Here is a 21,859-nt window from a genome sequence, read left to right as displayed (position 1 = left end):
TCGCAAATCTGGCCGCACGCCGCCTTGAGCGTTGTGGCGTATTCGGGGGGAAGGCACAATGGCGAATGCAGGGCACGGCGGTTGACGCCGCTAGAGTGCGGGAATGCTGCGCCCCCTTGACCTGACCACCTGGCCCCGTCGCCAGATTTATCAGCACTTCCGGCAGAACCCCTGCACATTCAACGTCACGGTCTCTGTGGACGTGACGTCGTTCAGGGAACGGCTGAAAGAAAGAGGGTGGCCCTTCGTTCCCGCCCTGATCTATTCCATCTGCGCGGTGGTCAATCGGCTCCCCGCGCTGAGGATGGGCCTGCTCGACGGCACCCAGCCCGGCATCTGGGACAGCGTCCTGCCCCTCTACACCGTCGTTCATCCGGAGACAGAGACCTTTTCGGCGTTGTGGACAGAGCTGGGCAGCAGCCTCGGTGAATTTCTGGAACACCATCATGCCGACGCCCAGCACTACGGCCCGCTGCCGGACTATCTGCCCAAACCAGGGACGCCGCCCAACGCGCTGAACATCTCGGTCACGCCGTGGCTGGGCTTCAGCGCGTTCGAGCTGAACATTCAGGATGCAGCGGATTATCTATTGCCCGTTGTCACAGTGGGACGCTACGAGCGAAGCGCGGGGCGGTTGCGAATGCCGGTGGCGCTGCGCGCCAACCACGCCGCCTGCGACGGCATTCATATCGCGCAGTTTTACCAGGAGCTGCAGCGGGAACTGGACGCCTTCATGCCCCAGTCCTAACCCTCCACCAGCACCCGCCGCGCCGCGTCCTCGGCCTGCTTGATGCTCAGCACGCGGCTGGCCCCGCTGCCGTCGGTGGTCACGCCCCACAGGGCGGTGGCGACTTCCATCGTGGCCTTCTGGTGGGTGACCAGCAGAAACTGCGCGCCGCGTGCGCTGAAACGCTCCAGAAAGGCGGTGAAGCGGCGGATGTTGGCCTCGTCCAGTGGGGCGTCCACCTCGTCCAGCACGGCCAGGGGCAGGCCGCCCGCGCCGCCGTCGCCGCCCGCATGGTTCAGCGCGAACAGGAAGCCCAGGCCGGCCATGGTGCGCTCCCCGGCGCTCAGGAGGTTCAGGTTGCGGGTGCGCTTGCCCCTGGGCTGTACGGCCAGCCTCAGGCCCGTCAGGCGGCCCGAGTCGCCGGTCTCGGTTTCCAGTTCACCCTCGCCGCCCAGCAGTTCGGCGCTGTACTCGCGGAAGGCGGCATTGACGCGGGCGAAGGCGGCGCGGGTGGCGCTGTCCTCAGCGTCCTCCAGTTCACCCAGATGGGCACGCAGTTCGGCGGTGGCCCCCTGCGCGTCGGCGGCCTCGGTGCGCTGGGCCTGGAGCTCGTGCAGTTCGGCGGCGTGATCGGCCTCGGCGCGGGCGTTGACGGTGCCCAGCCCGTCCAGTTCGGCGCGGGCGCGATTCAGTTCCGCCGTCCACTCGCGCGGAGTGCCGGACGGAACGCAGCCGTCGGACAGGGGTTCAAGGCTGCCCTCGCGGCGGGCCACCAGCACCCGCAGATCGTCCAGGCGGGCGCGCACCCGGTTCTGGGTGCCGATCAGGTTGGCGTAGGCCAGCGCGGCGGCCTCGCGGGCGGCCTCGGCACGCTGAAATTCGGTCTCATCCAGGTCCACCAGGGCGACCTCACGCCGCGCCAGTTCGGCGGCGGCGGCCTCCAGATGCGCGTCCTGGGCGGCAGCGGCCCCGGCATTGGCTTCCAGGCGCACCCGCAGATCGGCGGCGCGGGTCTGGGCCGCACCGTAGGCCCGCCACGCCGAGGCCAGTTCGCGGGCCAGGGCCAGTTCCTCGGCAGCCCCGCGCTCGGCCGCCCGGCCCGTCTCGGCGGTGTGCCGGGCGGCAGTGAGTTCGGCTTCCAGCCCTTCCACATCCGGCAATTCTGGAGCAGAGGGGGCCTCCGCCTCCGGCACCAGCCGGGCCAGCAGACGGTCCCGGTTCTCGTTCAGGCTCCTGATCTGCGCGGTCAATTCGGTCACGCGGCGCTCGGCGTCCCGTTCCTCGCGGACCGCGCGTTCGCGGGCGGCCAGCAGCGCGTCGTGGCGTTCACTGCCGCCGTTCAGGGTCATCCGCGCCTGTTCCAGCTGCGCCGAAAACCGCTGAGCCAGCGCGTCGGCCTCGGCCAGTTCCGCCTCCAGCTCCTGAAAGCGCCGCTGATCGCTCAGGACGCCCGCGCCGCTGTCGCGCAGGCGCCCCCCGGTGATGGCCCCGCCGGGTTCCACCAGTTCGCCGCCCAGCGTGACCAGGCGCGGGCGGTTGCTGTGCGAGCGCGCGATCCGGTTGGCCGCCCGCAGGTCCTGCACCACCAGCGTGTCGGCCAGGATTGCCTGACCCACCAGCGGCGGATCACTGGGGCACAGGTCCGCCAGATTGCCCACCACGCCCGGCTCGTGCAGAAACCCGGCGTCGCGGCGCGGGCGGGCACGCAGCAGGTCCAGCGGCAGAAAGGTGGCCCGGCCCCCGGCGCGTTTCAGTTCCTCGATGATGTCGCGGGCGTCGTCGGCGGCTCCCACCACCACCTGTTCCAGCCGCCGGCCCAGCGCCGCCCCGATGGCGGTCTCATATTCGGCGGGGACCGTCAGCAGGTCCGCCACCGAGCCCACGATGCCGGGGTGGTCCAGCCGCAGTGCGTTGCGGGCGCCCTCGCCGTAACGGGCGTAGCTGTTCAGGGTGGCCTGGAGACGCTCCCGTTCGCGCCGCAGCGGGGCCACACTGGCCTGGACACGGGCCAGTTCGCTGGCCACATGCCGCTCCTGGGCAGCGGCGGCCTCGCGGGCGGCGGCCAGCGCGGCGTACTGCCCCTCCGCGTATTCGCGGGCGTGAGCTGAGAGGGCGAGGCGTTCGGCGGCAGCCTCCAGCGCGTCACGGGCGGTTTCAAGGTTGCCCTCGGCCCGCTCCAGTTCGGCCCGCAGGGTCTCGCGGCTGGCCTCGCTGCGGGCCAGCCCCTCGGCGGCGCGGGCGGCCAGCGTGCGGGCACGGGTCAGTTCGGCGTCCAGCGTGCGGGCGCGGCGTTCGGCGGCCTCGGCGTCGCTGCGGATGCGGGCGGCGCCGGCCTCCAGCGCAGCCAGATCGGCGGCGGGCTGGGCCGGGGCCGAGGTCGGCAGGCCCGACAACTCTGCCTCCAACGCGGCGGCCTCACCGCGCAGGTGCGCGCGGTAGCGTTCGGCCTGCGCGTGGGCGTCGCGGGCCGCCTTGAGGGCGTCCAGGGCGCCGGCATGCGCGTCGCGGCGGGCACGGGCGTCCTGCGCGGCCTCGCGGGCGGCCTCCACCCCGGCGGCGGCGGCCTGCACCCCGGCGGCCAGCCCAGCACTCTGCAGTTCCAACTGCGCCGTCTCGGCCAGCGCCCCGGCGATCTCTCGGTGTAGCGTGGCCTGCCGCTCGCGTTTCAGGGCGTCTTCCAGTGTCAGGATTCGCAGGCCCAGCTCGCGCCAGCGGCGGGCCAGCGCGGCGGCGCGTTCCAGGCGCGACACGGCGGCCTCGCGCTCGTCCAGCACCAGCCGCAGGCGGTCGAGATGCGCGTCGGCCTCCCTGAGCCGCGCCTCGGTTTCCTGGCGGGCACTGACGGCGCGTGACAGGCCGGCGGCCTCCTGCACGTAGCCCAGCAGCGTACGGCCCTCGGCGCCCACCACGCCGCTCACCTCGCCCTGGCCAATCACCGCCAAGCCGCCCGGCCCCAGCCCCGTGCCACGCAGGGCCGCCTGAACGTCGCGGGCACGCACGGGCCGCCCGTTCAGGTCCTGCTCCCCCGCGCCGTCGCGGTAGATGCGCCGCGACAGGTTGAGTCGGCCCTCCGGGGTCTGCAACTCCAGTTGCACCTCGGCCAGCCCCAGCGGGGCCTTGCTGCCGCTGCCGTGAAAAATCAGCTCGCTGCCGCGCCCGGCCCGCAGTTCACGGGCCCGCGCCCCGTGGGTGACCCAGCGCAGGCCCTCCACGACATTGCTCTTGCCGCTGCCGTTGGGGCCGATCACGGCGCTGACACCGGGACCGAACTCCAGCCGGGTGCGTTCGGCGAAACTCTTGAAGCCCTGCAGGGTGATGGTTCGCAGCATGGTGGCGCGTCCAGAAAGCTGAACTTCTGAGGTCCGAAGACCAGAACGGCTCAGGGGCCAGTCCTTGGTGGCCTTCGGACCATCAGACCCTCAAACCCTCAGACGTCTCCCCCTCTGCACTGGCTGCCTATTCATCGGCGCAGTCCTGCCGGGTGAACGGCTCGCGCAGGTTGATCTGGCCCAGGGTGTCAGCCGGCTGTCCATCCAGCACGAAGGTCACGTCCTCACCGCGGGTGTCCAGCAGCGTGCGGGTCAGGGTACACAGCAGCATGCGCTCGCCGCTCGCGCCGTAGCGCAGGTTGGCGTAGGCGGCAGGCAGGTCCACGTAATAGTGGAGGCCGCGAATATAAACCTTGGGGGCCGCCGTACCAGCCGGCACCACCGCCAGATTGGCCTCCTTGCTGGGGCCGGTGGCCCACACGTTCAGGGCGGCCTGGGCCACGGCCCGTGGGTTGCTCTGGGTGACCTGCACAGTGCGCGTCTCGGCCTTCATGGCGCGCACCTGCGGATCGGTGAAATACACCTGAACATTCATGGCGGTTCGTTCGGCCAACTGCAACTTGGGCGCCTCGGGCGGGGTGGGCTGCTGCTGCACTGCCTGATACGCCAGCGCGGCGGCGGCCAGCAGCGCGGCGCTGATCACATTGAACAGCGAGAACAGGCGGCGGATCACTGCCCGCTCCCCGCCGGACTCGCGGCGCTGACATTGGCGTTGTTGTTGGCGCGCGCGGTCAGGTAGGTGGCCACCGAACGGGCCACCGCCACCGACAGCGCCTGCAGCCGCCGCTCCACGGCCAGATTGGCCAGGTCCCTGGAACTGCTGGCCCAGCCCAGTTCCAGCATCAGCGCGGCCTGCGGGGCCTGTTCCAGGGTCAAAACCCGCGAGAGACTGCCCTGCTTGGCGGTGATGTTGCCGCCCTTGAGTTCGCCCTGCAGCAGTTCGCTCAGCCGCCGCGTGCCGCCGGTGTCGCCCACCACCAGCGAGCCGTACGGCGGCGCACTCCCCATCCGCACACTGTTGACCAGCTGCGATGGCGCGGGTCCGGACGGTTCGTAGACGGTCACGCCGCTGCGGGGCGAACCTGGAAAACGGCCCATGTTCAGGGCGAGGTACACATCACTCTCGCGCGCCAGTTGCAGCGTCTGCTCGCGGCTCAGGGCGGCGGCGGTGTCGCGGGTAACCTTGACCTGCCAGCCCGCCCGGGTCAGCATCTCTGCCGCCCGGCGCGCGACGTCCAGCGTGGGATCACGGCCAATCCCGGCAGTCTTGACCGGGTCCAGCACGATCAGCGGGCGCGTGACCCGTTCCAGAATTGCCGGACTGCTGCGTGGAATGCCCGGCCCCAGGTCCAGCACCACCCGCGTTCCCGACGGACGGACCACCTTGTAGACCCGGTAGCCGCTCGCGGCGGTGATCGGGGCGCTCAGGATCAGGTCGTCGCCGTCGCGGCTGACCTCGGCGGTCGGCAGGAATGCCCCGCGCGTGGTGTATTTCCGGGGCTGCCCCTGTAACCCGCGCAGGCGCACCACGACGCGGCTGCCGCGGGCCTCGTCGGTCAGTTGCACGTCGCGGCTGAGATCCAGCACCAGCCGGTCACTGTCCTGTCCGGCGCGGCTGCTGACGCCCAGCAGTTCGGGCCGCGCCAGCGTCAGCTGTCCCTGCACGTAGGTGGCGCCCAGTCCGCGGGCCACGGTGCTCAGGGGCAGGTAGACCGAGCCGTTGACCAGCGTGGCCGCCTGCCCCTGAAGCCGCTGGGTGTCGATCTGCACGGTGTTGAAATCGGTGGTGGCGCGTTCCTGGTCCAGGTCAATGGGCAGCAGCAGGGTGTGGCCCAGCCCGCTGACCCGCATTACTGAGCCGTCCCGTACCACATTGACCAGCTTGCCCAGCGCGTCCCCGGTCACGTACTCGGAGCCGTACAGGCCGATGCTCTCCACCTGCTGGCCCGCCAGATTCAGCTTGCCATAGGTGATCTGCGCCCCGGCCAGTCCTGCCAGCAGCAGGGCCGCGGCCAGCACCGGCCAGGAACGGCGCAGGCCGCCGCGCCCACCCGCACGGCCCACTCCAGGCATTCTGGGGAAAAACGGCTTCACAGCGCCCGCAGTTCCCGCTGCACGGTCTTCTCCGCCTCGGCCCGGCGCTTGTCATGCAGCTTCTTGCCCCTGGCCAGCGCGAGTTCCACCTTGAAGTACCGGCCTTTGACGTACAGCCGGGTGGGAATCAGGGTCAGGCCCTTTTGCTCCAGGCCGCGCTTCATCTTCTGGATTTCCTCGCGGTGCAGCAGCAGACGCCGGGTGCGGCGCGGCTCGTGGTTGTTGTAGGTGGCCTCGGTGTAGGTGGGGATATACAGGCCCTCCAGATCGACGTTGCCGCCTGCCAGCCGGGCAAAGGCGTCGCGGAAATCAACGCCCCCCGCGCGAATGCTCTTGACTTCACTGCCGGTCAGGCTGATGCCCGCCTCGAAGCGCTCCAGCAACTCGTACTCGTAATGGGCGCGTCGGTTGGTGTACACGCCCCGCAGTCTAGCAAAGCCGCCGCGCAGTGGTCTGGAATCTTCACCACCCGGTCCCCAGAGTTGCCCGCGATCAGCTGAGCAGGGCTGACCTGCGCTACGCGACGCCCGGTCCTTACCTCGACGGACCTGCCCTGAACACGGATGGTCTGCCCTGACGAGCCGCCGGAGGCCCGCTCATATAGAAAAAATCAGGTGCCGGGCGTGGATGAAGTTGCCGGACACCTGATTGTTCTGTCGCCGTTCCGGCCAGATCATCCTCAAGGACGACCCCGCCTGGCGCGAAATTACTTCTTCGGGGGCTTGCTGGGACGCACCTCGACGCGGCTGGGCAACGTGCGGGCGGGCATGTTCAGCAGGTCCACCGTGAGCTGCGCGATGTCCTCCGGCTGGATCTTCCAGGCGTCGGCGTCAGACGGGGTGTGTCCGGCGAAGTAGGTGGCCACGCTGCCGGGCATGATCTGCGTCACCTTGATGTCGTGCTGGCGCAGGTCCAGGGTCAGCACCTCGGACAGACCGTTCAGCCCGAATTTACTGGCGTTGTAGGCTGCGCCGCCCGCGAACGGATTCTTGCCCGCCAGACTGGACAGCGTGAAGATGTAGCCGCCGCCCTGCTTCAGGGCCGGCAGGGCCGCCTTGACGGTGTAGAAGGCCCCCGACAGGTTGGTGTCGATCACGTCCTGCCACTCCTGAATGCTCATGTCGGCCACGTTGGCGAAGTTGCCCACCCCCGCGTTGACGAACAGTACATCCAAGCCGCCGAAGGCGTCGGTGTGGGCAGCGACCTCGCGCTCCAGGGCTGCCGGGTCCCGCACGTCGCACACCACGCCGCGCGCCTGTCCGCCAATCTTCCCGGCGGCCTCGGTGATCTCGTTCTCGTTGCGGCTGGTGATGGTCACGGCGTACCCCGCCGCAGCCAGCGCCCGCGCGACCTCGTAGCCGATGCCCTTGCTGGCCCCGGTGATGAAGGCGCTGCCGCGCGTTCCTGCATCTTTGTGTGCTGTCTGGTCAGTCATGGGATGACGCTAACACGCTCTGGGGTGGTGGCAATGAATGAACAGGCGCAGTTAGAGCCGGTTCCCCTGGGGAGGGCCACCTCGCTGGGACGCGGCCGGGACCGTGTATTCAGGCTGGATCTCGGGGTCCCCGGAATGCCGGATGCAAGAGTTGACCGCAATGCCCATGGCGGTCAGCAGGGCTCCTGCCAGGGACAGCCCAATCAAGCCAAGTCCCCCCATCCCCACCGCAGTGGCCAGCGTCAGCCCCGCCAGCCCTGCTGCCAGAACCCAGATGGCCCGGCGGCGCATGCTGATTGCTGCGCAGCGCCTCAAGTATGTATTTTTTGTTACAGCTGTTTTCATCCCGGCCATCATAGACCAATTCTCACCTATGACTCATTGGGTTATCATGGCCGCAGAGCGTGCGGCTCAGTTAAATTTCGGCAAGGCCAGTAACTCCACTGTTCAGGGCAGCCTCTGGGCCAGCTGGTCATACACAAAGTTGGCAGCCTCGGCCTGATGCTGCCAGACGCTCAGGAGACCGAAGTCCTGCGCCACGCTAACCCGCTCGCCGCCGGGCAGGGTAAAGTCCAGCCGCGCGGTCAGCTTGAGCCAGGGCAACAGCGCACTGGGGGTCTGCAGCACCGGGGTCACGCGAATGGCCTGTGGGCTGGCCGCGTCCAGGCTGATCGTGGCGCCCGGATACCGCCGCTTGAGGGCACCTGCCGAGTCTCGGCGCATGGCCGCCAGCACGCTTCCCTGATCGCTGCCGCCCAGCAGGTTGGGGCCGGTCATCTGCGGATCCAGAATCACGTAGGTGGCGGTGGACAGCCGGGCGCTGGTCCAGTCGGCAGGCAGCGGCGCTGGATTCTGGGCCTGGGCAGACACCAGCAGGGTGGTGAGCAGGGCAGCGGAGGCCAGCAGGGGTCGGGGGATCATACCCACAGTGCAGCACATTCCGCCTGACGCGCCGTGAAGTGGACATGAGGCATGTGCCGCCGCGCCCGCCGCGCCCACAAAGCCCCCCGGACCCAGACGCTACAGTGACCACATGCAGGACCTCCTGAACACGATGCGCCGCCTGCGCGCCCCCGGTGGCTGCCCCTGGGACGCCGAACAGACCCACACCTCCCTGCGCCCCTACCTGCTGGAAGAGGCGGCCGAGGCAGTAGACGCCATTGACGGCGGCTGCCCGGCAGACCTGGCCGGGGAACTGGGCGACGTGCTGCTGCAGGTGGCCTTCCACAGCGTGATTGCCGAGGAGGCAGGCACCTTCGGGTACGCGGACGTGGAAGGCTCCATCGTGGAGAAGCTGGTGCGGCGGCATCCACACGTCTTTGGCACCACGCAGGTCAGCGGCAGCGCCGAGGTGGTCAGCAACTGGCAGGCCATCAAGGCGGCGGAGCAGGGCAGCAGGCCGCGCCGCGCCGTGGACCGGGTGCCGTCGGCGCTGGGTGCCCTGGCCCGCGAGGCAGCGGCGCAGCGGCTGGCAGACGTCACGGGGAACCGCGACCATATCTCCGGCGTGCTTGAGGCAGCCGCCGACACCCCGCAGGGTGTCGCGGACGTGCTGGCCGCCGTGGTGGCCTGGGCCCGCGCCCTGGGTGTGGACGCCGAACTGGCACTGAGGGACCACACCACGCGTACGCTGGAAGCCCTGCCGGATGGGGCCGCCGCGCCGTGAGCGAAACGTCCCGCACGGACCCGCTGGACGTTTCGCTGCTGGAAGACGCCCGCCTGGACCCGGCGGCGGACCCCTGGGCCGGCTGGCTGTCCGGACGCCGCCGCCGGCGGCTGCACCTGCCGGAATACCGTCCTGCCGCCGTGCTGGTGGCCCTGACCCGCGAGGTGGACCCGCGCGTGCTGCTCACGGTGCGGTCTTCCGAGTTGCCCACCCACCGGGGCCAGATTGCCTTTCCGGGTGGCAGCCTGGAGGCCGGGGAAAGCGTGACCGCCGGGGCCGTGCGCGAGGCGTGGGAGGAGGTGGGGCTGGACCCCGCCGACATCACCGTGCTGGGCGAGATGGACGACGTGTTTACCCCGGCGGGCTTTCATGTGACGCCGGTGCTGGCGCGCGTACCGGCGCGGCCTGCGCTGCAATTGTCAGGCGAGGTCACGCAGATTCTGCTGCCCACGCTCTCGGACCTGCGCGCCCTGAGTCCCATCCGCGAAACCCGCCTCATGCCGGACGGGCAGCAGGTGGTGCTGTACCGCTACCCCTGGCAGGGCCACGACATCTGGGGCATGACCGCGCGGGTGCTGCACGATCTGCTGACGGATGGGCCACTGTAGACAAGACGGGCGGGGGCTTTGCAGCAGCGTCCGGACACGAAAAACCCCGCCAGAGAGGCGGGGCATCACAACCACACGGCTGAATTTAGCGGGTGGGGTTGATGGTGATCTGACCGTTGGTGGTCACGTTGTAGGTGCTCAGGAAGGTGCGGTAGCCGGGGGCGATCATCACGATCTCGTGGCTGCCACGGTCCACCTGCACATTCAGGGTACCGTTACTGATGGTGCCGGCTTCACGGCCGTCCACGAACACGCGGGCATTGTTTACGCTGCTGCGGATCGTAATGGTCAGCTTGGTGGGGGCCGGAGGCGTGACCACCACGGCGGCGAATTCGGCGTTCACGTTGGTCGTGGTGCCGGCACGGATGGCGACGGTGGTGGAGATATCGCGGTAACCGGGGGCCTGGATGCGAATGGGGTAGCTGCCGGGGCGCAGGTTGTTGTAGGTCACGTTCGCGCCGCCGAGCCGCTGACCGTTGAGGGTCACGGTGGCGTTGTCCACGTTGGCGCCCACGAACAGGCTGCCGGTGCTGACCGGGTTCTGCGCGGCCACGGTGTAGAACGCCGTGTCGGTCACCCAGGAGTTCTGGGGGATGGGCGTGACCACGATGCTCAGGGCCTGAGCGAGTCCGGCCTGGCTCTTGGCGTTCACAGTGGCGAACTGGTCCTGGGCGGTCTTGAAGGAGCTGATCTGGCTGAGGTTCAGTTCGGTCAGGCTGGCCAGGGCCAGCACCTTGTTCTGGCCGATGGGGCCAGCGATGGTGAACTTGAAGTTGTCGCCAGGTGCCGGGAAGCTCTTGGTGGTTCCGGACTTCACGAAGTTGCTGTCACCGCTGCTCAGGCGGTTAGGCAGAATCTGGTCCACGGTGCCGTCGGGGTTGACGTTAAACAGGTAGACGTAGGCGTCGCGGTTCACGCTGGCGCTGATTACGGCGTTCTCGTCAACCTTGTAGGCCGGGTTCTGGGCACCGCTGGAGTCCTTGTCAACGCGCACGCTCACGCTCAGGTCAGGCTGGGTGGGGTTCACGATGATGCTCTGGGCGCTGATCTTGGGGGCGGCGGCGGCGGTGGACAGCAGCAGGGCTGCGGGGATCATCAAAAGTTTTTTCACGGGTGGAACCTCCGAGACGCAGATTAAGCCGGGCAACATGACGGGCCATGAGTGGGGCAGGGGGCAACGTTAATCGTGCTTCAGCTTACGGTCAGCACGCTGATGGACGACTGACGTGCGTGTCAGCGGAGGTTTCCGGTTTCCGGCCGGCAGGTCAACACCCCCGGCACATCGGCACTTCATGAAGGGAACGGTCCAGTCTGACGCACAGCTAACGGCGGTGATGGAGGGAACATGCCGGCCTTCGGCTCTTCCCTGTCCCCGGGACAGTTCTGCCCTGCCTGCCACGCATTTCGCCGTGCCTAACCCTGCTAGCCTTTTTGGCATGAGCGCACCCGTTTCTTCACACGGCAGCCGGGGCAAGCGGGGGTCCGGACGGGCCTCCCGGCTGGCGCTGTGGACTGTGGTGGTGGCGCTGGCCGTGCTGGGCCTGAAGTTCGTGGCCTACCTGATGACCGGCAGCGTGGCGCTGTACTCGGACGCGCTGGAGAGCGTGGTGAATGTAGCAGCGGCGCTGGCGGCCCTGATCGCCCTGCGCGTGGCGGCCCTGCCCGCCGATTCCAACCACCCCTACGGCCACACCAAGGCCGAGTACTTCAGCGCGGTGGCCGAGGGCGTGCTGATCGTGCTGGCGGCGCTGAGCATCGGGCGCGAGGCGGTAGGTGGGCTGCTGGGTCCCAGTGAACTGAACGTCCCCTATGCAGGGCTGCTGGTTAACTTCGGGGCCGGCGTGATCAATGCGCTGTGGGCCACGCGGCTGCTGCGGGCCGGGGCCGAGCTGCGCTCCCCGGCGCTGGTGGCCGACGGGCGGCACCTGCGAACCGACGTGCTGACCAGCGTGGGCGTCCTGCTGGGCCTATTGGCCGCGAAACTGACCGGCATGACCTGGCTGGACCCGGCGCTGGCGCTGCTGGTGGCGGTCAACATTCTGTGGAGCGGTTTCGGACTGGTACGCGAGAGCGTCGGTGGCCTGATGGACGCCGCCGTGGACCCGCAGACCGAGGGCCGCATCCGCCGGGTCATGCGCGAGCACGGCGACGGGGCACTGGAGATGCACGACCTGCGCACCCGCCACGCCGGACGGCTGGCCTTTATCGAATTCCACATGGTGGTGCCGGGCGAGATGTCGGTGCAGGAGGCCCACACCATCTGCGACCGGCTGGAAGACGCCATCCGCGCCGAGATGCCGGACAGCAGCATCACCATCCACGTGGAGCCGCAGGACAAGGCCAAGCATCATGGGGTGCTGGTGCTGTAGACGACCAAAACGTCCAGTGACGCCTCAGTCAGCGGTGGCCTCTGCCCCCACCAGCCTGAGCAGTTGCACGTAGACTTTTGCCGTCGCGGTGGCGTCTTCCAGCGCGTCGTGCGCCGTGTACTCAATGCCAAAATGCCCGGTCAACTGGGCCAGCGGCGTGCCCACCCCGTGCGGCAGCACCCCGGCGTGTATCAGGAACTGGGCGGTCAGCTTGGTGTCCACGTAGCTGCTGCGGAACACCCGTCGGAGGTCAGGCAGAAGGGGGCGCAGAAACCCCAGATCGAAGCCGAAGTTGTGACCACCCAGCATCACCCGGCCCACCCCGGCGGCGTACCCGCGCAGGGCGGCGGCCACCTCCTCTGGTGGCTGGGCAGCGCGGTCATGCTCCAGCAGGTCGATGCCCGTCACGGCCAGCGCACCCGGTTCCACACAGTACTCGCGGTGCCTGACCCGCAGATGCAGCGGACGTGTGATCTGGCCGTCCTCGCCCAGCGTCACCGCCCCCACCGTCAGCAGCGGGTGGCGGGCCGGGTCACGGCCGCCGGTTTCCACGTCCACGAAGATGATCGGCTGACGCAGCGTGACGGGGCGGTCCCCCGCGCTCATCGGCCCGTGCCCGTCATGGGAAGGGCGTGCATCTGCAGGCGGCGGCGGATCAGCGGGTGCGGATCAGTGCGCAGGCGGCGCAGCACGTCGGGCGGCAGGTCAGGGCGGGCCGACAGCGCGAGCCGCACGCCGTACTCCGTGTCAGTGGAAAAGCGCTGAATCAGGTCAGCGCTCAGGTCCGGATGCTGCGCCACCGCCGCGCGCAGCTGCCACTCGCCCCAGCCGGCCAGCTGTTCGAGCCGCGGCTGGCTCAGACGTGCCCGCCCCGCCACCGCCCAGCGGGCCTGCCGGTCCGGGTGCCGCATTGCCAGATCCTGCACCCACTCCGGGGCGGCGTCCACCGCCGCCAGCCGGGCGACGGCCAGTCCGGACCACGCCCGGATGTGGCCCGCCTGCGCCAGCCGCAGCAGGGGAAGCGCGGGATTGTCCAGCACCGCCTCCGGGAACGTCACGGCCAGTTCGCCCAGCAGCGTGACCGGCGTGTTGGGGTGGCGGGCCACGGCGTCCAGCACATGCGGCGGCGCGCCGTGAACGAGTCGGGCCAGTTCGGCAGAAGTGGCGCGGGGCGCGGGCAGTTCGGTCCCGGGCAATGCGGTGCTGGGCAGGGAGGGAGCGGCAGGACCGGGCATCTGCCGCATTGTGCCGCCTGCCTTCCACTTCGCAACAGCGCCGGGGGCACCATCGTGACACAGGGGTTTTCGTAATCAAAGGCCCATGTTCTGCCGCCGAACTGCTCCTATACTCACTGGACCAAAACAAGTGCTGGGAGGCATTGACGCATGCAGCAAACGGATCATCTGGCCGTCCCCAACGACGCCCACATTCGCTCCACGGTCGGGCCGACCCGGCCGGCCAGCGGACCGGCGGTGGACATTCAAATTGACGGCGGAACCTTCACGGCCTTCATGGGCGAGCCGCTGGTGGACGCCATCAACCGCGCCCAGATCGAGCTGGCCCAGGTGTGCTACCACCCGCAACTGGGGCCGATCCAGACCTGCGACACCTGTTCGGTGGACATTAATGGGCAGCTTGGGCGGGCCTGCGGGACCAGTGTCACGGCGGGCATGGTGGTCCGCACGCAGACCATCGCGGCGCGGGCGGCGCAGCGGGACGCCTACGACCGCATCGTGGCAAACCACGACCTGTACTGCACGGTCTGCGACAACAACAACGGCAACTGCACCGTGCACAACACACTGGGCGTGCTGGGCATCGACCACCAGACCCGGCCGTTTCAGCCCAAGGGCTACCCCAAAGACGAGACCAACCCCTTCTACCGCTACGACCCGGACCAGTGCATCCTGTGCGGGCGCTGCGTGGAGGCCTGCCAGAACGTGCAGGTCAACGAAACCCTCAGCATCAACTGGGAGGCCGAGCAGCCGCGCGTGCTGTGGGACGGCGGCAAGCCGATTGGCGAATCGAGCTGCGTGAGCTGCGGCCACTGCGTCACGGTCTGCCCGTGCAATGCCCTGCAGGAAAAGTCCATGCTGGGGCACGCAGGCCTGTTCACCGGGATTCCGCTGCCGGTGTTTGACGCGGCGATTGACGTGGTCAAGGGCATGGAAGCCAGTGTGGGCCTCAAGCCCATCATGAATGTCTCGGAAATCGAGTCGGCGGCGCGTGACCGCTACATCAAGAAGACCAAGACCGTATGCACGTACTGCGGCGTGGGCTGTTCCTTCGACGTGTGGACCGACGAGCGGCACATTCTGAAGGTCGAGCCGGGGCTGGGCCACGCCAACGGCATCAGCACCTGCGTCAAGGGCAAGTTCGGCTGGGATTACGTGAACAGCGGCGACCGCCTGACCTCGCCCCTGATCCGCGAGGGCGACCGCTTCCGTGAGGCCAGCTGGGAAGAGGCGCTGGACCTCGTGGCACGGCGCTTCATGGACATCAAGGCCCAGCACGGCCCGGACGCACTGGCCTTTGTGGCCAGCAGCAAGGCCAGCAACGAGGAAGCGTTCCTGGTGCAGAAGTTTGCGCGGCAGGTCATTGGCACCAACAACGTCGACAACTGCTCGCGCTACTGCCAGTCGCCGGCCTCCAAGGGCCTGGCGCTGACCGTGGGCATCGGCGGCGACAGCGGCACCATCCGGGACATCGAGAACGCCAGCCTGATCATCACGGTGGGCAGCAACACCGCTGAGAGCCACCCGGTCCTGGCCACCCGCGTGAAGCGGGCGCAGAAGCTGGGGCGTACCCGCGTGGTCGTGTTCGACATCCGCGAGCATGAACTGGCCAAGCGGGCCGACGCGTTTCACCGCCCGAAGCCCGGCACCGACTTCGTGTGGCTGGGCGCAGTCAGCAAGTTCATTCTGGACAACGGTCTGGAGAACAAGGCTTTCCTGGCAGAGCGCGTCAACGGCCTGGATGAGTTCCGCGCATCGATCCGGGAATTCACGCTGGAGTACGCCGAGCGTGAAACTGGCCTGAGCGCCGCCACGCTGGAGGCTCTGGCCCGTCAGATCGCTGCCGAGGAACGCGTGTGCGTCCTGTGGGCAATGGGCGTCACGCAGCAGTGCGGCGGCACCGACACCAGCGCCGCCATCTCCAATCTGCTGCTGATTACTGGGAACTATGGCCGCCTGGGCACCGGGGCGTACCCGCTGCGGGGACACAACAACGTGCAGGGCGCGTCGGACATGGGAGCCATGCCGGATCAGGTGACCGGGTACCAGCTGGTGACCGACGAACTTGCCATTCAGCGCCACCAGCGCGAGTGGGGCGTCACCCTGCGGGCGCAGCGCGGCCTGGACAACACGCAGATGCTGGACGCCGCCATTCACGGCCAGCTCAAGTCAATGTGGATCACCGGCGAGGAAATGAGCCTGACCGACGCCAATGCCAACCACCTGCAGGAAGGCTTCGAGGCGCTGGAATTCCTGGTCGTGCAGGACCTTTACTTCACCAACACGGCGCGGTACGCGGACGTGGTGTTCCCCGCCGCCGCGTCGCTGGAAAAGGAAGGCACGTTCACGAACACCGAGCGCCGCATCCAGCGCCTGTACGAGGTCATGCCGCCCCTCAAGGGCACCAAGCCCGACTGGCAGATCTACATGGCCGTCGCGGAGCGCATGGGCCACCACTGGGGCTATACGCACCCCTCGGAGATCATGGCCGAGATCTCGCGCCTGACGCCCTATTTTGCCGGGGTGACCTACGAGCGCCTGGAAGGCTACAAGACGCTTTGCTGGCCGGTGGCCGAGGACGGCACGGACCAGCCGCTGCTGTATACCGAGCGCTTCAACTTTCCGGACGGGAAGGCCCGCCTGTACGCCGGGGAGTACCGCCCCCGCCAGCAGGCCCCCAACCAGGAGTTCGATCTGCACCTGAACTCCGGGCGGATGCTGGAACACTTCCACGAGGGCAACATGACCTTCCGGGTGGAGGGCATCGCGGTGACCGCGCCCGACGCGTTCGTGGAGGTCAGCCAGGAACTGGCCGCCGAGCGCCAGATCCAGAGCGGACAGTGGGTCCGGCTGGTCAGCGCGCACGGCGCGGTCCGGCTGCAGGCCCTGGTGACGGGCCGCGTCAGCGACAACGAACTGTACGTGCCCATGAACGCCCGCAAGGCCCAGGACGCCGTGAACCACCTGACCGGCTCCGAGGGAGACTCGATCACCAACACCCCCGCCTACAAGGACAACCGTGTCCGCATGGAACTTCTGGGCGAGGTGGGCGACAACCCGCTGCCGGCCCGCAACTTCCGCTGGGGCCACCCCACGCCCCAGACCGGTGTGGAGGTCGAGCGCAAGTGGGCGCGGCCCGACTACGTGTATCCGGGCGGCGCCCTGCCGATGCTCGGCGACAGCCTCAATGCCCGCACCGACGCCCTGGGCACGGACGACTGATGTTTTTTTCCACGAGGAGCTTTCATGGCCAGAGCGCTTGACTTCACGCCCCGCGACCCGACGCCGCAGGAGCGCCTGCATTCAACCGTCGAAGATTCGACCGCCGCGCTGGAAGAGGGGCTGTACGTCCTGCGACAGCTGCACGAGCACGGCGTGCTGGACGTGCTGGGTAAGACCGTGCGCGGCGGGGAGGGGTTGATCGCGTCGCTGCTGCACATCACTGGCGGGGAGAGCGGCACCACCCTGCTGCGCAATGCCACGGAACTGGGCAAGACGCTGGCCACCCTTGACCCGCGCGAGGTCAGCGTTCTGGGCAGCGCCGTGACCACGGGCGTGCACGAGGGTGCCCGGCACGTTGCCGCCGGCAAGGGCATCGGGGTGGGCGAGCTATTGGGCCTGCTCAGGGACCGGGACGTGCAGGTGGCACTGGGCGCGCTGATGGCCGTCCTGAAGGGTGCAGGCCGCGCCCTGCGCGAGGCGAACGGCGAGGCCACGCCGACCGCCAACCAGGCCGAGGTGGGCCGCTGAACCACACTCAGGGCAGGCAGATGGAAGCGGAGGGCATCGTCCATCTGCCCGTCGGGTTGTACCGGGCCGGCGGCTGGTTTCGCCGCACCGACGCCGTCGCCGTCGAGGAACCGCTGGAACTGCGCCTGCACACCCCGGACCGCGAACTGCCGCTGGGCGTGCTGATGCGGACGCCCGGCCATGACCGCGAACTGCTGCTGGGCTGGCTGGTCTCGGAGGGCCTGTGGCCGCAGGCATTCACCCTGGACGCCGATCCGGAGAACCCCAACGTGTGGCACCTGCACACCCCAGAGCATGAGCGGCTGGCGGCGGGGGCCAGACTGGCCGTGTCATCGAGCGCCTGTGGCGTCTGCGGTTCGGGCAGCGTGGAGCAACTGTTGAACCGGGCGTCTCCCCCATCCTGGACGGCGGGGCCGCTGGGCGCCGCACAGCTGGCCGGATTGCCGGAGCGGCTGCGCGAAACCCAGGCTGGTTTTCAGGAGACGGGCGGGCTGCACGGCGCGGCGCTGTTCTCCCCGGCAGGCACCCTGCTGTGCTCGCGCGAGGATGTCGGGCGGCACAACGCTGTGGACAAGGCGGTGGGCGCACAGGTTCACCGCCTCCCCCTGACCAACCACGTGCTGGTCGTGAGCAGCCGCGCGGGCTTCGAGATCGTGCAGAAGGCCGTGACCGCCGGAATCGGAGCGGTGGTGGCCGTGGGGGCGGCGACCAGTCTCGCGGTGGACACGGCGGCCGCCTTCGAGGTCACGCTGTGTGGCTTTGCCAGGGAAGGCCGCTTCACGGTGTATGCCGGAGCAGATCGGGTGCGGGGACTTGATGGCTGAGGCGAGGCAGAGGGCACCCACGTTTCCTTTCCACCCACTGTCCAGGGCCTCTCCGGCTGCGTCATGCCGATACGTCGCACGAGTCCAAACTGTATCCAATCTCACTTCATGAGACACAGATCGCCACTGGACTCAACACATTGACCCTGGCACCCGTTACTATCGCTCTACATCAAATCAATGAGGACAGGAGCATCTATGGGATTTTTGGACCGTGAACATTCCGTCGCCGGGCCGGGCTGGAGCCGCTGGCTGGTTCCGCCGGCCGCACTGGCCGTTCATCTGAGCATTGGGCAGATCTACGCCTATTCGGTGTTCAACAAGCCCCTCTCGCGGCTGATCAGCGGTGACGTCACGGCCGAAACAGGGGCGGCGGGCGACTGGTCGCTGTTCCAGGTGGGCCTGATCTTCAGCGTGGCGCTGTTCTTCCTAGGCGCGAGTTCTGCGCTGTTCGGCAAATGGGTGGAGCGCGAAGGCCCGCGCAAGACCATGTTCGCCAGCGCCCTGCTGTTCTGCGGCGGCTTCCTGATTGCGGCCCTGGGGGTCCGACTGCACATGCTGTGGCTGGTGATTCTGGGCAACGGGGTGATCGGCGGGATCGGCCTGGGCCTGGGGTACATCAGTCCGGTCAGCACACTGATCAAATGGTTTCCGGACCGGCCCGGACTGGCCACCGGCATGGCGATCATGGGCTTTGGCGGCGGGGCGCTGATCGGCAGCCCTCTGGGCACGGCGCTGATGGCCCGGTTTACCGGCGACGGCACCCTGGGCGTCGGCTCGACGTTCCTGATCATGGGCGCGGTCTACTTCCTGTTCATGGTGTTCGGCGCACTGATGGTGCGCGTTCCCGCCGAGGGCTGGGCACCGGCAGGATACGTGCCCAAGGTCAATGCGGCAGGCGGCATGATCTCCAACCACAATGTACTGGTCGATCAGGCGTTCCGCACCCCACAGTTCTGGTTGCTGTTCACGGTGCTGTTCCTGAACGTGACTGCCGGCATCGGCGTGCTCGGGCAGGCCAGCGTCATGATTCAGGAGATGTTCAGCGACAAGGTGCTGGGGACCGGCAACGGGGTTACGGCTGCCGCCGCCGCCGGGTTCGTGGGCCTGCTGAGCATCTTCAATATGGCGGGCCGCTTTTTCTGGTCCACCACCAGCGACCGGCTGGGGCGCAAGCCCACCTACATGATCTTCTTCGCACTGGGAACTGTGCTGTATTTCCTGATTCCCATGTTCGGCAACATGGCCAGCCTGGTGCTGTTCGTGGCCGGCTTCTGCATCATCCTGAGCATGTACGGCGGCGGCTTTGCCACCGTGCCCGCCTACCTGCGCGACCTGTTCGGGACCGCCAACGTGGGGGCCATCCACGGCCGGCTGCTGCTGGCCTGGAGCGCGGCGGCCATCGCCGGCCCCACCCTGGTCAACGGCTTTCGCGACAGCCAGATCAAGGCCGGCATTCCCGCCGCCCAGGCGTACTCGACCGTCATGTACATCATGGCCGGCCTGCTGGTCATCGGTTTTATCGCCAACCTGTTGATCCGCCCGGTGGCCAGCCGCTACTGGGCGGCCGCACCAGCGGGCCAGAGTCCCCTGCCCACTTCACCCGCCGCCGACGACTGAGCCGCTGAGGAAAATGATATGACCAACCGAACCGAGCCGCCCACCGAACAGCCCTCGCCCGTAACCTACCTCGCGTGGCTGGTTCCCGGCATTCCCCTGGTATGGGGCGTGTGGCAGACCCTGCTCAAGGTGGCCCAGCTTTTTCAGTAACGCTGGACCACTGGAACGCCCACGTTGAGCAGAAGCGGCCCTGGATGGATCCAGGGCCGCTTTCCTGTATTCAGACCGCTCCATTTGGCCTATGTCGCGGGCAAGTCACGGATAAACGCCCTGATCTCCTTCAGAACCGCCGCTTCGGCCACCGCACGGGTCACCGTGGGCAGGCCGTCGTTCTTCTGGGGACCGTAGCGTCCGAAAAAGCTGTGCACCGCACCGGGAATCACCGTCAGCCGGGCACTGGCAGGCAGGCGGCTCAGGCCGCCGCGCACATCGGCGGGGGCGGCCACGCCGTCCAGTTCGGCCAGCAGCGACAGTACGGGGAGGCGGGTGTCCCGGAGGCTCACGTTGCCCGCCGGATACGCGCCCATCAACACCAGCCCGGCCAGTTGTTCGGTGTGGCTTTTGGCGTATTGCGCGGCCATCGCCCCGCCCAGCGAGTGGCCCGCAAGAACCACCGTCTTGTCCCCACCGAACTTGCGGATCAGCACGTCGGCGCGGTTAATCCCCGTCACAGCGAGGTCCAGGGGAAAGGCTGGAATCACGGTCTGCACACCGTCGGCGGCCAGCGCACGGCCCAGCCACTCGTAGGCCTGTGGGCGCACGAGGCCGCCGGGGTAATACACCAGCAGCGTCCTCGCCTCGCCGGCTGGCCGGATGTTAATGAACACGCCGCCCTGGTTTTCCAGGGTAGAGGTCACGCCCACCGCCCCTCCCGCTGGCGGCACCCCATCCTGCCCAACGACCAGCGGGGGACGCACGACGGCGCTCTGGGCCAGGGCAATCAGATACCCGGTCACCAGGGCCAGCAGCACTCCCGCCCAGAACCGCACGCGCGGCGGCAGGACGAGGCGGGTCCGGTGACGGGGACGCAGACGGGTCATGTCCACCACAATAGATGGGACACCCCCAATCCCCACCAAATAATCACCCGCTAAGCTGGCGGCAATGCTTGCGCCTGCCCCGTTGTCGCCGTTCTGGCCCGCCTTCTGGCGCGGCTTTCGCGTCATGACGCCTCTGTGGCTGGGCATGGTGCCTTTCGCAGCGGCCTACGCGGTCACGGCGCGGGCCTCGGGCCTGAGCGTGTGGGAAACGCAGCTGATGAGCCTGACGGTGTTCGCGGGGGCCTCGCAGTTCGCGGCGGCGGGGCTGTTCGCGGGCTACGGAGCGGTGGGTGGGGCCTCGGCGCTGGGCATTGTCGCCACCACCGCGCTGTTGAACGTCCGGCACCTGTTGTACGGCCTGAGTCTGTCGCGGCAGGTGCCGCTGACCCGGCCGCAACGCCTGCTCGCCGCGCAGTTTCTGACCGACGAGGCCTACGGGATGGTCACGGTCAGGGGGCAGGACGAGCCAGGCGGCCCAGGCTTCGGCTACCTGCTGGGCGCCGAACTCAGCCTGTACGTGGTCTGGAACGCGGCCACGCTGCTGGGGGCCGTGGGCGGCGCAGTGCTGCCCTCGCCGGAAGCACTTGGCGTGGGCGTGATCTTTCCGCTGGCCTTTCTGGGCCTGCTGGTGCCGATGCTGCGCGGGCGGGTGACCGTGCTGGTGGCGCTGGTATCGGGACTGGCGGCCTGGGGCCTGTCGCGCGTGCTGCCGGGCGGCGTGGTGGTCCTGCTGGCCGGGGTGGGCGGAGCGCTGCTGGGCGCAGGGCTGAGCGGCCGGACGTCAGTGGGCCGCGAGGCGGGCGCGTGAGCGTCGCCGCCGTCATCGCACTGATGTGGGCCGTGACCTACCCTCCGCGCTGGCTGGGGCTCAACCTGGGCCGGGTGCGGCTCCCACCGTTCTGGCTGGCCTTCCTGCGATTCATCCCGGTCAGCGTGATTGCCGCACTGATTGTCCCCCAGGTACTGGGCAGCCCCGAGTGGCCGCGCCGCCTGTTCGCGGGCGTGGTGGGCGGGCTGATCGTGTGGCGCAGCGGGCACCTCGCGCTGGGCATTCTGGGCGGCTTCGCGGCGTACTGGGTGGTGCGGGCACTGGGAGGATGACGGGGCGCCGCAGTCCACAGACTGACGCCTGGAACGGCGCCGGGCCTTCAGCCGTTCAGCC

The 21,859-nt window shown here is 68.5% G+C and carries 21 protein-coding genes; 11 read left to right on the top strand and 10 right to left on the bottom strand.

The annotated features are described in order from the left end of the window. Window positions 1-103: 103 nt before the first annotated feature. Window positions 104-748 (top strand): chloramphenicol acetyltransferase, encoded by a 645-nt coding sequence (locus tag IEY31_RS03715; protein ID WP_188969156.1) that lies wholly within the window; start codon window positions 104-106, stop codon window positions 746-748. Here IEY31_RS03715 and IEY31_RS03710 read toward each other — a convergent pair. From IEY31_RS03710 to IEY31_RS03685, 6 genes are all read right to left on the bottom strand, one after another. Then, on the bottom strand, window positions 745-4,056 hold the full coding sequence (locus IEY31_RS03710) for an AAA family ATPase (protein WP_188969154.1): 3,312 nt from the start codon (window positions 4,054-4,056) through the stop codon (window positions 745-747). The two genes, IEY31_RS03715 and IEY31_RS03710, sit on opposite strands and share 4 nt — an antisense overlap. A 127-nt stretch (window positions 4,057-4,183) precedes the next feature. Next, window positions 4,184-4,729 (bottom strand): GerMN domain-containing protein, encoded by a 546-nt coding sequence (locus IEY31_RS03705; RefSeq protein ID WP_308424306.1) that lies wholly within the window; start codon window positions 4,727-4,729, stop codon window positions 4,184-4,186. Then, window positions 4,726-6,120: an N-acetylmuramoyl-L-alanine amidase gene (locus IEY31_RS03700; protein WP_229723294.1), complete on the bottom strand. Its 1,395-nt coding sequence runs from the start codon at window positions 6,118-6,120 to the stop codon at window positions 4,726-4,728. Before IEY31_RS03700 ends, IEY31_RS03705 begins: the two co-directional genes overlap by 4 nt. 26 nt (window positions 6,121-6,146) lie before the next feature. Beyond that, window positions 6,147-6,578 carry an SsrA-binding protein SmpB gene (gene smpB, locus IEY31_RS03695; protein WP_188969411.1) on the bottom strand — a complete coding sequence of 144 codons (432 nt, stop codon included), beginning with the start codon at window positions 6,576-6,578 and terminating at the stop codon, window positions 6,147-6,149. 278 nt (window positions 6,579-6,856) lie between these two features. After that, the gene (locus IEY31_RS03690; protein ID WP_188969150.1) at window positions 6,857-7,585 is read right to left on the bottom strand and encodes an SDR family oxidoreductase; all 729 of its coding nucleotides are present in this window, start codon (window positions 7,583-7,585) and stop codon (window positions 6,857-6,859) included. 447 nt (window positions 7,586-8,032) lie between these two features. Beyond that, window positions 8,033-8,506: a hypothetical protein gene (locus IEY31_RS03685; RefSeq protein WP_188969148.1), complete on the bottom strand. Its 474-nt coding sequence runs from the start codon at window positions 8,504-8,506 to the stop codon at window positions 8,033-8,035. Between the two features lie 112 nt (window positions 8,507-8,618). Here IEY31_RS03685 and IEY31_RS03680 point away from each other — a divergent pair, with 112 nt between their 5' ends. Then, entirely contained in the window at window positions 8,619-9,251 is a 633-nt protein-coding gene (locus IEY31_RS03680) for a MazG family protein (RefSeq protein ID WP_188969146.1), read from the top strand. Further along, the gene (locus IEY31_RS03675; protein WP_373289106.1) at window positions 9,248-9,859 is read left to right on the top strand and encodes an NUDIX hydrolase; all 612 of its coding nucleotides are present in this window, start codon (window positions 9,248-9,250) and stop codon (window positions 9,857-9,859) included. Before IEY31_RS03680 ends, IEY31_RS03675 begins: the two co-directional genes overlap by 4 nt. An 85-nt stretch (window positions 9,860-9,944) precedes the next feature. Here the strand turns inward: IEY31_RS03675 and IEY31_RS03670 are convergent, their stop codons facing one another. Next, window positions 9,945-10,970 (bottom strand): PEGA domain-containing protein, encoded by a 1,026-nt coding sequence (locus IEY31_RS03670; protein ID WP_188969144.1) that lies wholly within the window; start codon window positions 10,968-10,970, stop codon window positions 9,945-9,947. Between the two features lie 325 nt (window positions 10,971-11,295). Between IEY31_RS03670 and IEY31_RS03665 the strand changes: the two genes are divergently transcribed. Further along, window positions 11,296-12,228 (top strand): cation diffusion facilitator family transporter, encoded by a 933-nt coding sequence (locus IEY31_RS03665; protein WP_188969142.1) that lies wholly within the window; start codon window positions 11,296-11,298, stop codon window positions 12,226-12,228. Between the two features lie 24 nt (window positions 12,229-12,252). On the opposite strand, the gene IEY31_RS03660 is transcribed toward IEY31_RS03665, so the two are convergent. Beyond that, window positions 12,253-12,834: a 3'-5' exonuclease gene (locus IEY31_RS03660; RefSeq protein ID WP_188969140.1), complete on the bottom strand. Its 582-nt coding sequence runs from the start codon at window positions 12,832-12,834 to the stop codon at window positions 12,253-12,255. Further along, window positions 12,831-13,463 carry a hypothetical protein gene (locus IEY31_RS03655; protein WP_188969138.1) on the bottom strand — a complete coding sequence of 211 codons (633 nt, stop codon included), beginning with the start codon at window positions 13,461-13,463 and terminating at the stop codon, window positions 12,831-12,833. Before IEY31_RS03655 ends, IEY31_RS03660 begins: the two co-directional genes overlap by 4 nt. 150 nt (window positions 13,464-13,613) lie before the next feature. On the opposite strand from IEY31_RS03655, the gene fdhF reads away from it, so the two are divergent. The 5 genes from fdhF (at window position 13,614) to IEY31_RS18890 (ending at window position 19,807) form a co-directional block, all read left to right on the top strand. Beyond that, a complete protein-coding gene (gene fdhF, locus IEY31_RS03650) occupies window positions 13,614-16,685 on the top strand; it encodes a formate dehydrogenase subunit alpha (RefSeq protein ID WP_188969136.1) in 3,072 nt (1,023 codons plus the stop codon). Between the two features lie 24 nt (window positions 16,686-16,709). Beyond that, a complete protein-coding gene (locus tag IEY31_RS03645; RefSeq protein ID WP_188969134.1) occupies window positions 16,710-17,213 on the top strand; it encodes a DUF1641 domain-containing protein in 504 nt (167 codons plus the stop codon). Between the two features lie 20 nt (window positions 17,214-17,233). Next, window positions 17,234-18,037, top strand: coding sequence for a formate dehydrogenase accessory sulfurtransferase FdhD (locus tag IEY31_RS03640; protein ID WP_188969132.1), 804 nt, complete (start codon window positions 17,234-17,236; stop codon window positions 18,035-18,037). Between the two features lie 198 nt (window positions 18,038-18,235). Continuing rightward, window positions 18,236-19,657 carry an OFA family MFS transporter gene (locus IEY31_RS03635; protein ID WP_188969130.1) on the top strand — a complete coding sequence of 474 codons (1,422 nt, stop codon included), beginning with the start codon at window positions 18,236-18,238 and terminating at the stop codon, window positions 19,655-19,657. A gap of 18 nt (window positions 19,658-19,675) precedes the next feature. After that, the gene (locus IEY31_RS18890; RefSeq protein ID WP_268238917.1) at window positions 19,676-19,807 is read left to right on the top strand and encodes an MFS transporter small subunit; all 132 of its coding nucleotides are present in this window, start codon (window positions 19,676-19,678) and stop codon (window positions 19,805-19,807) included. A gap of 89 nt (window positions 19,808-19,896) precedes the next feature. On the opposite strand, the gene IEY31_RS03630 is transcribed toward IEY31_RS18890, so the two are convergent. Continuing rightward, window positions 19,897-20,697 carry an alpha/beta fold hydrolase gene (locus IEY31_RS03630; RefSeq protein ID WP_188969128.1) on the bottom strand — a complete coding sequence of 267 codons (801 nt, stop codon included), beginning with the start codon at window positions 20,695-20,697 and terminating at the stop codon, window positions 19,897-19,899. 64 nt (window positions 20,698-20,761) lie between these two features. Here IEY31_RS03630 and IEY31_RS03625 point away from each other — a divergent pair, with 64 nt between their 5' ends. Then, window positions 20,762-21,505 carry an AzlC family ABC transporter permease gene (locus IEY31_RS03625; RefSeq protein WP_188969126.1) on the top strand — a complete coding sequence of 248 codons (744 nt, stop codon included), beginning with the start codon at window positions 20,762-20,764 and terminating at the stop codon, window positions 21,503-21,505. Beyond that, window positions 21,502-21,798: an AzlD domain-containing protein gene (locus IEY31_RS03620; RefSeq protein WP_188969124.1), complete on the top strand. Its 297-nt coding sequence runs from the start codon at window positions 21,502-21,504 to the stop codon at window positions 21,796-21,798. The genes IEY31_RS03625 and IEY31_RS03620 overlap by 4 nt, the downstream gene beginning before the upstream one ends. Window positions 21,799-21,859 lie beyond the last annotated feature (61 nt).

The organism is Deinococcus aerolatus (genome assembly GCF_014647055.1).
In the GTDB taxonomy this organism is placed as follows: Bacteria; Deinococcota; Deinococci; order Deinococcales; family Deinococcaceae; genus Deinococcus; species Deinococcus aerolatus.
Note: the sequence above shows the minus strand (reverse complement) of the source record. Positions and strands in the feature narration are given on the sequence as shown.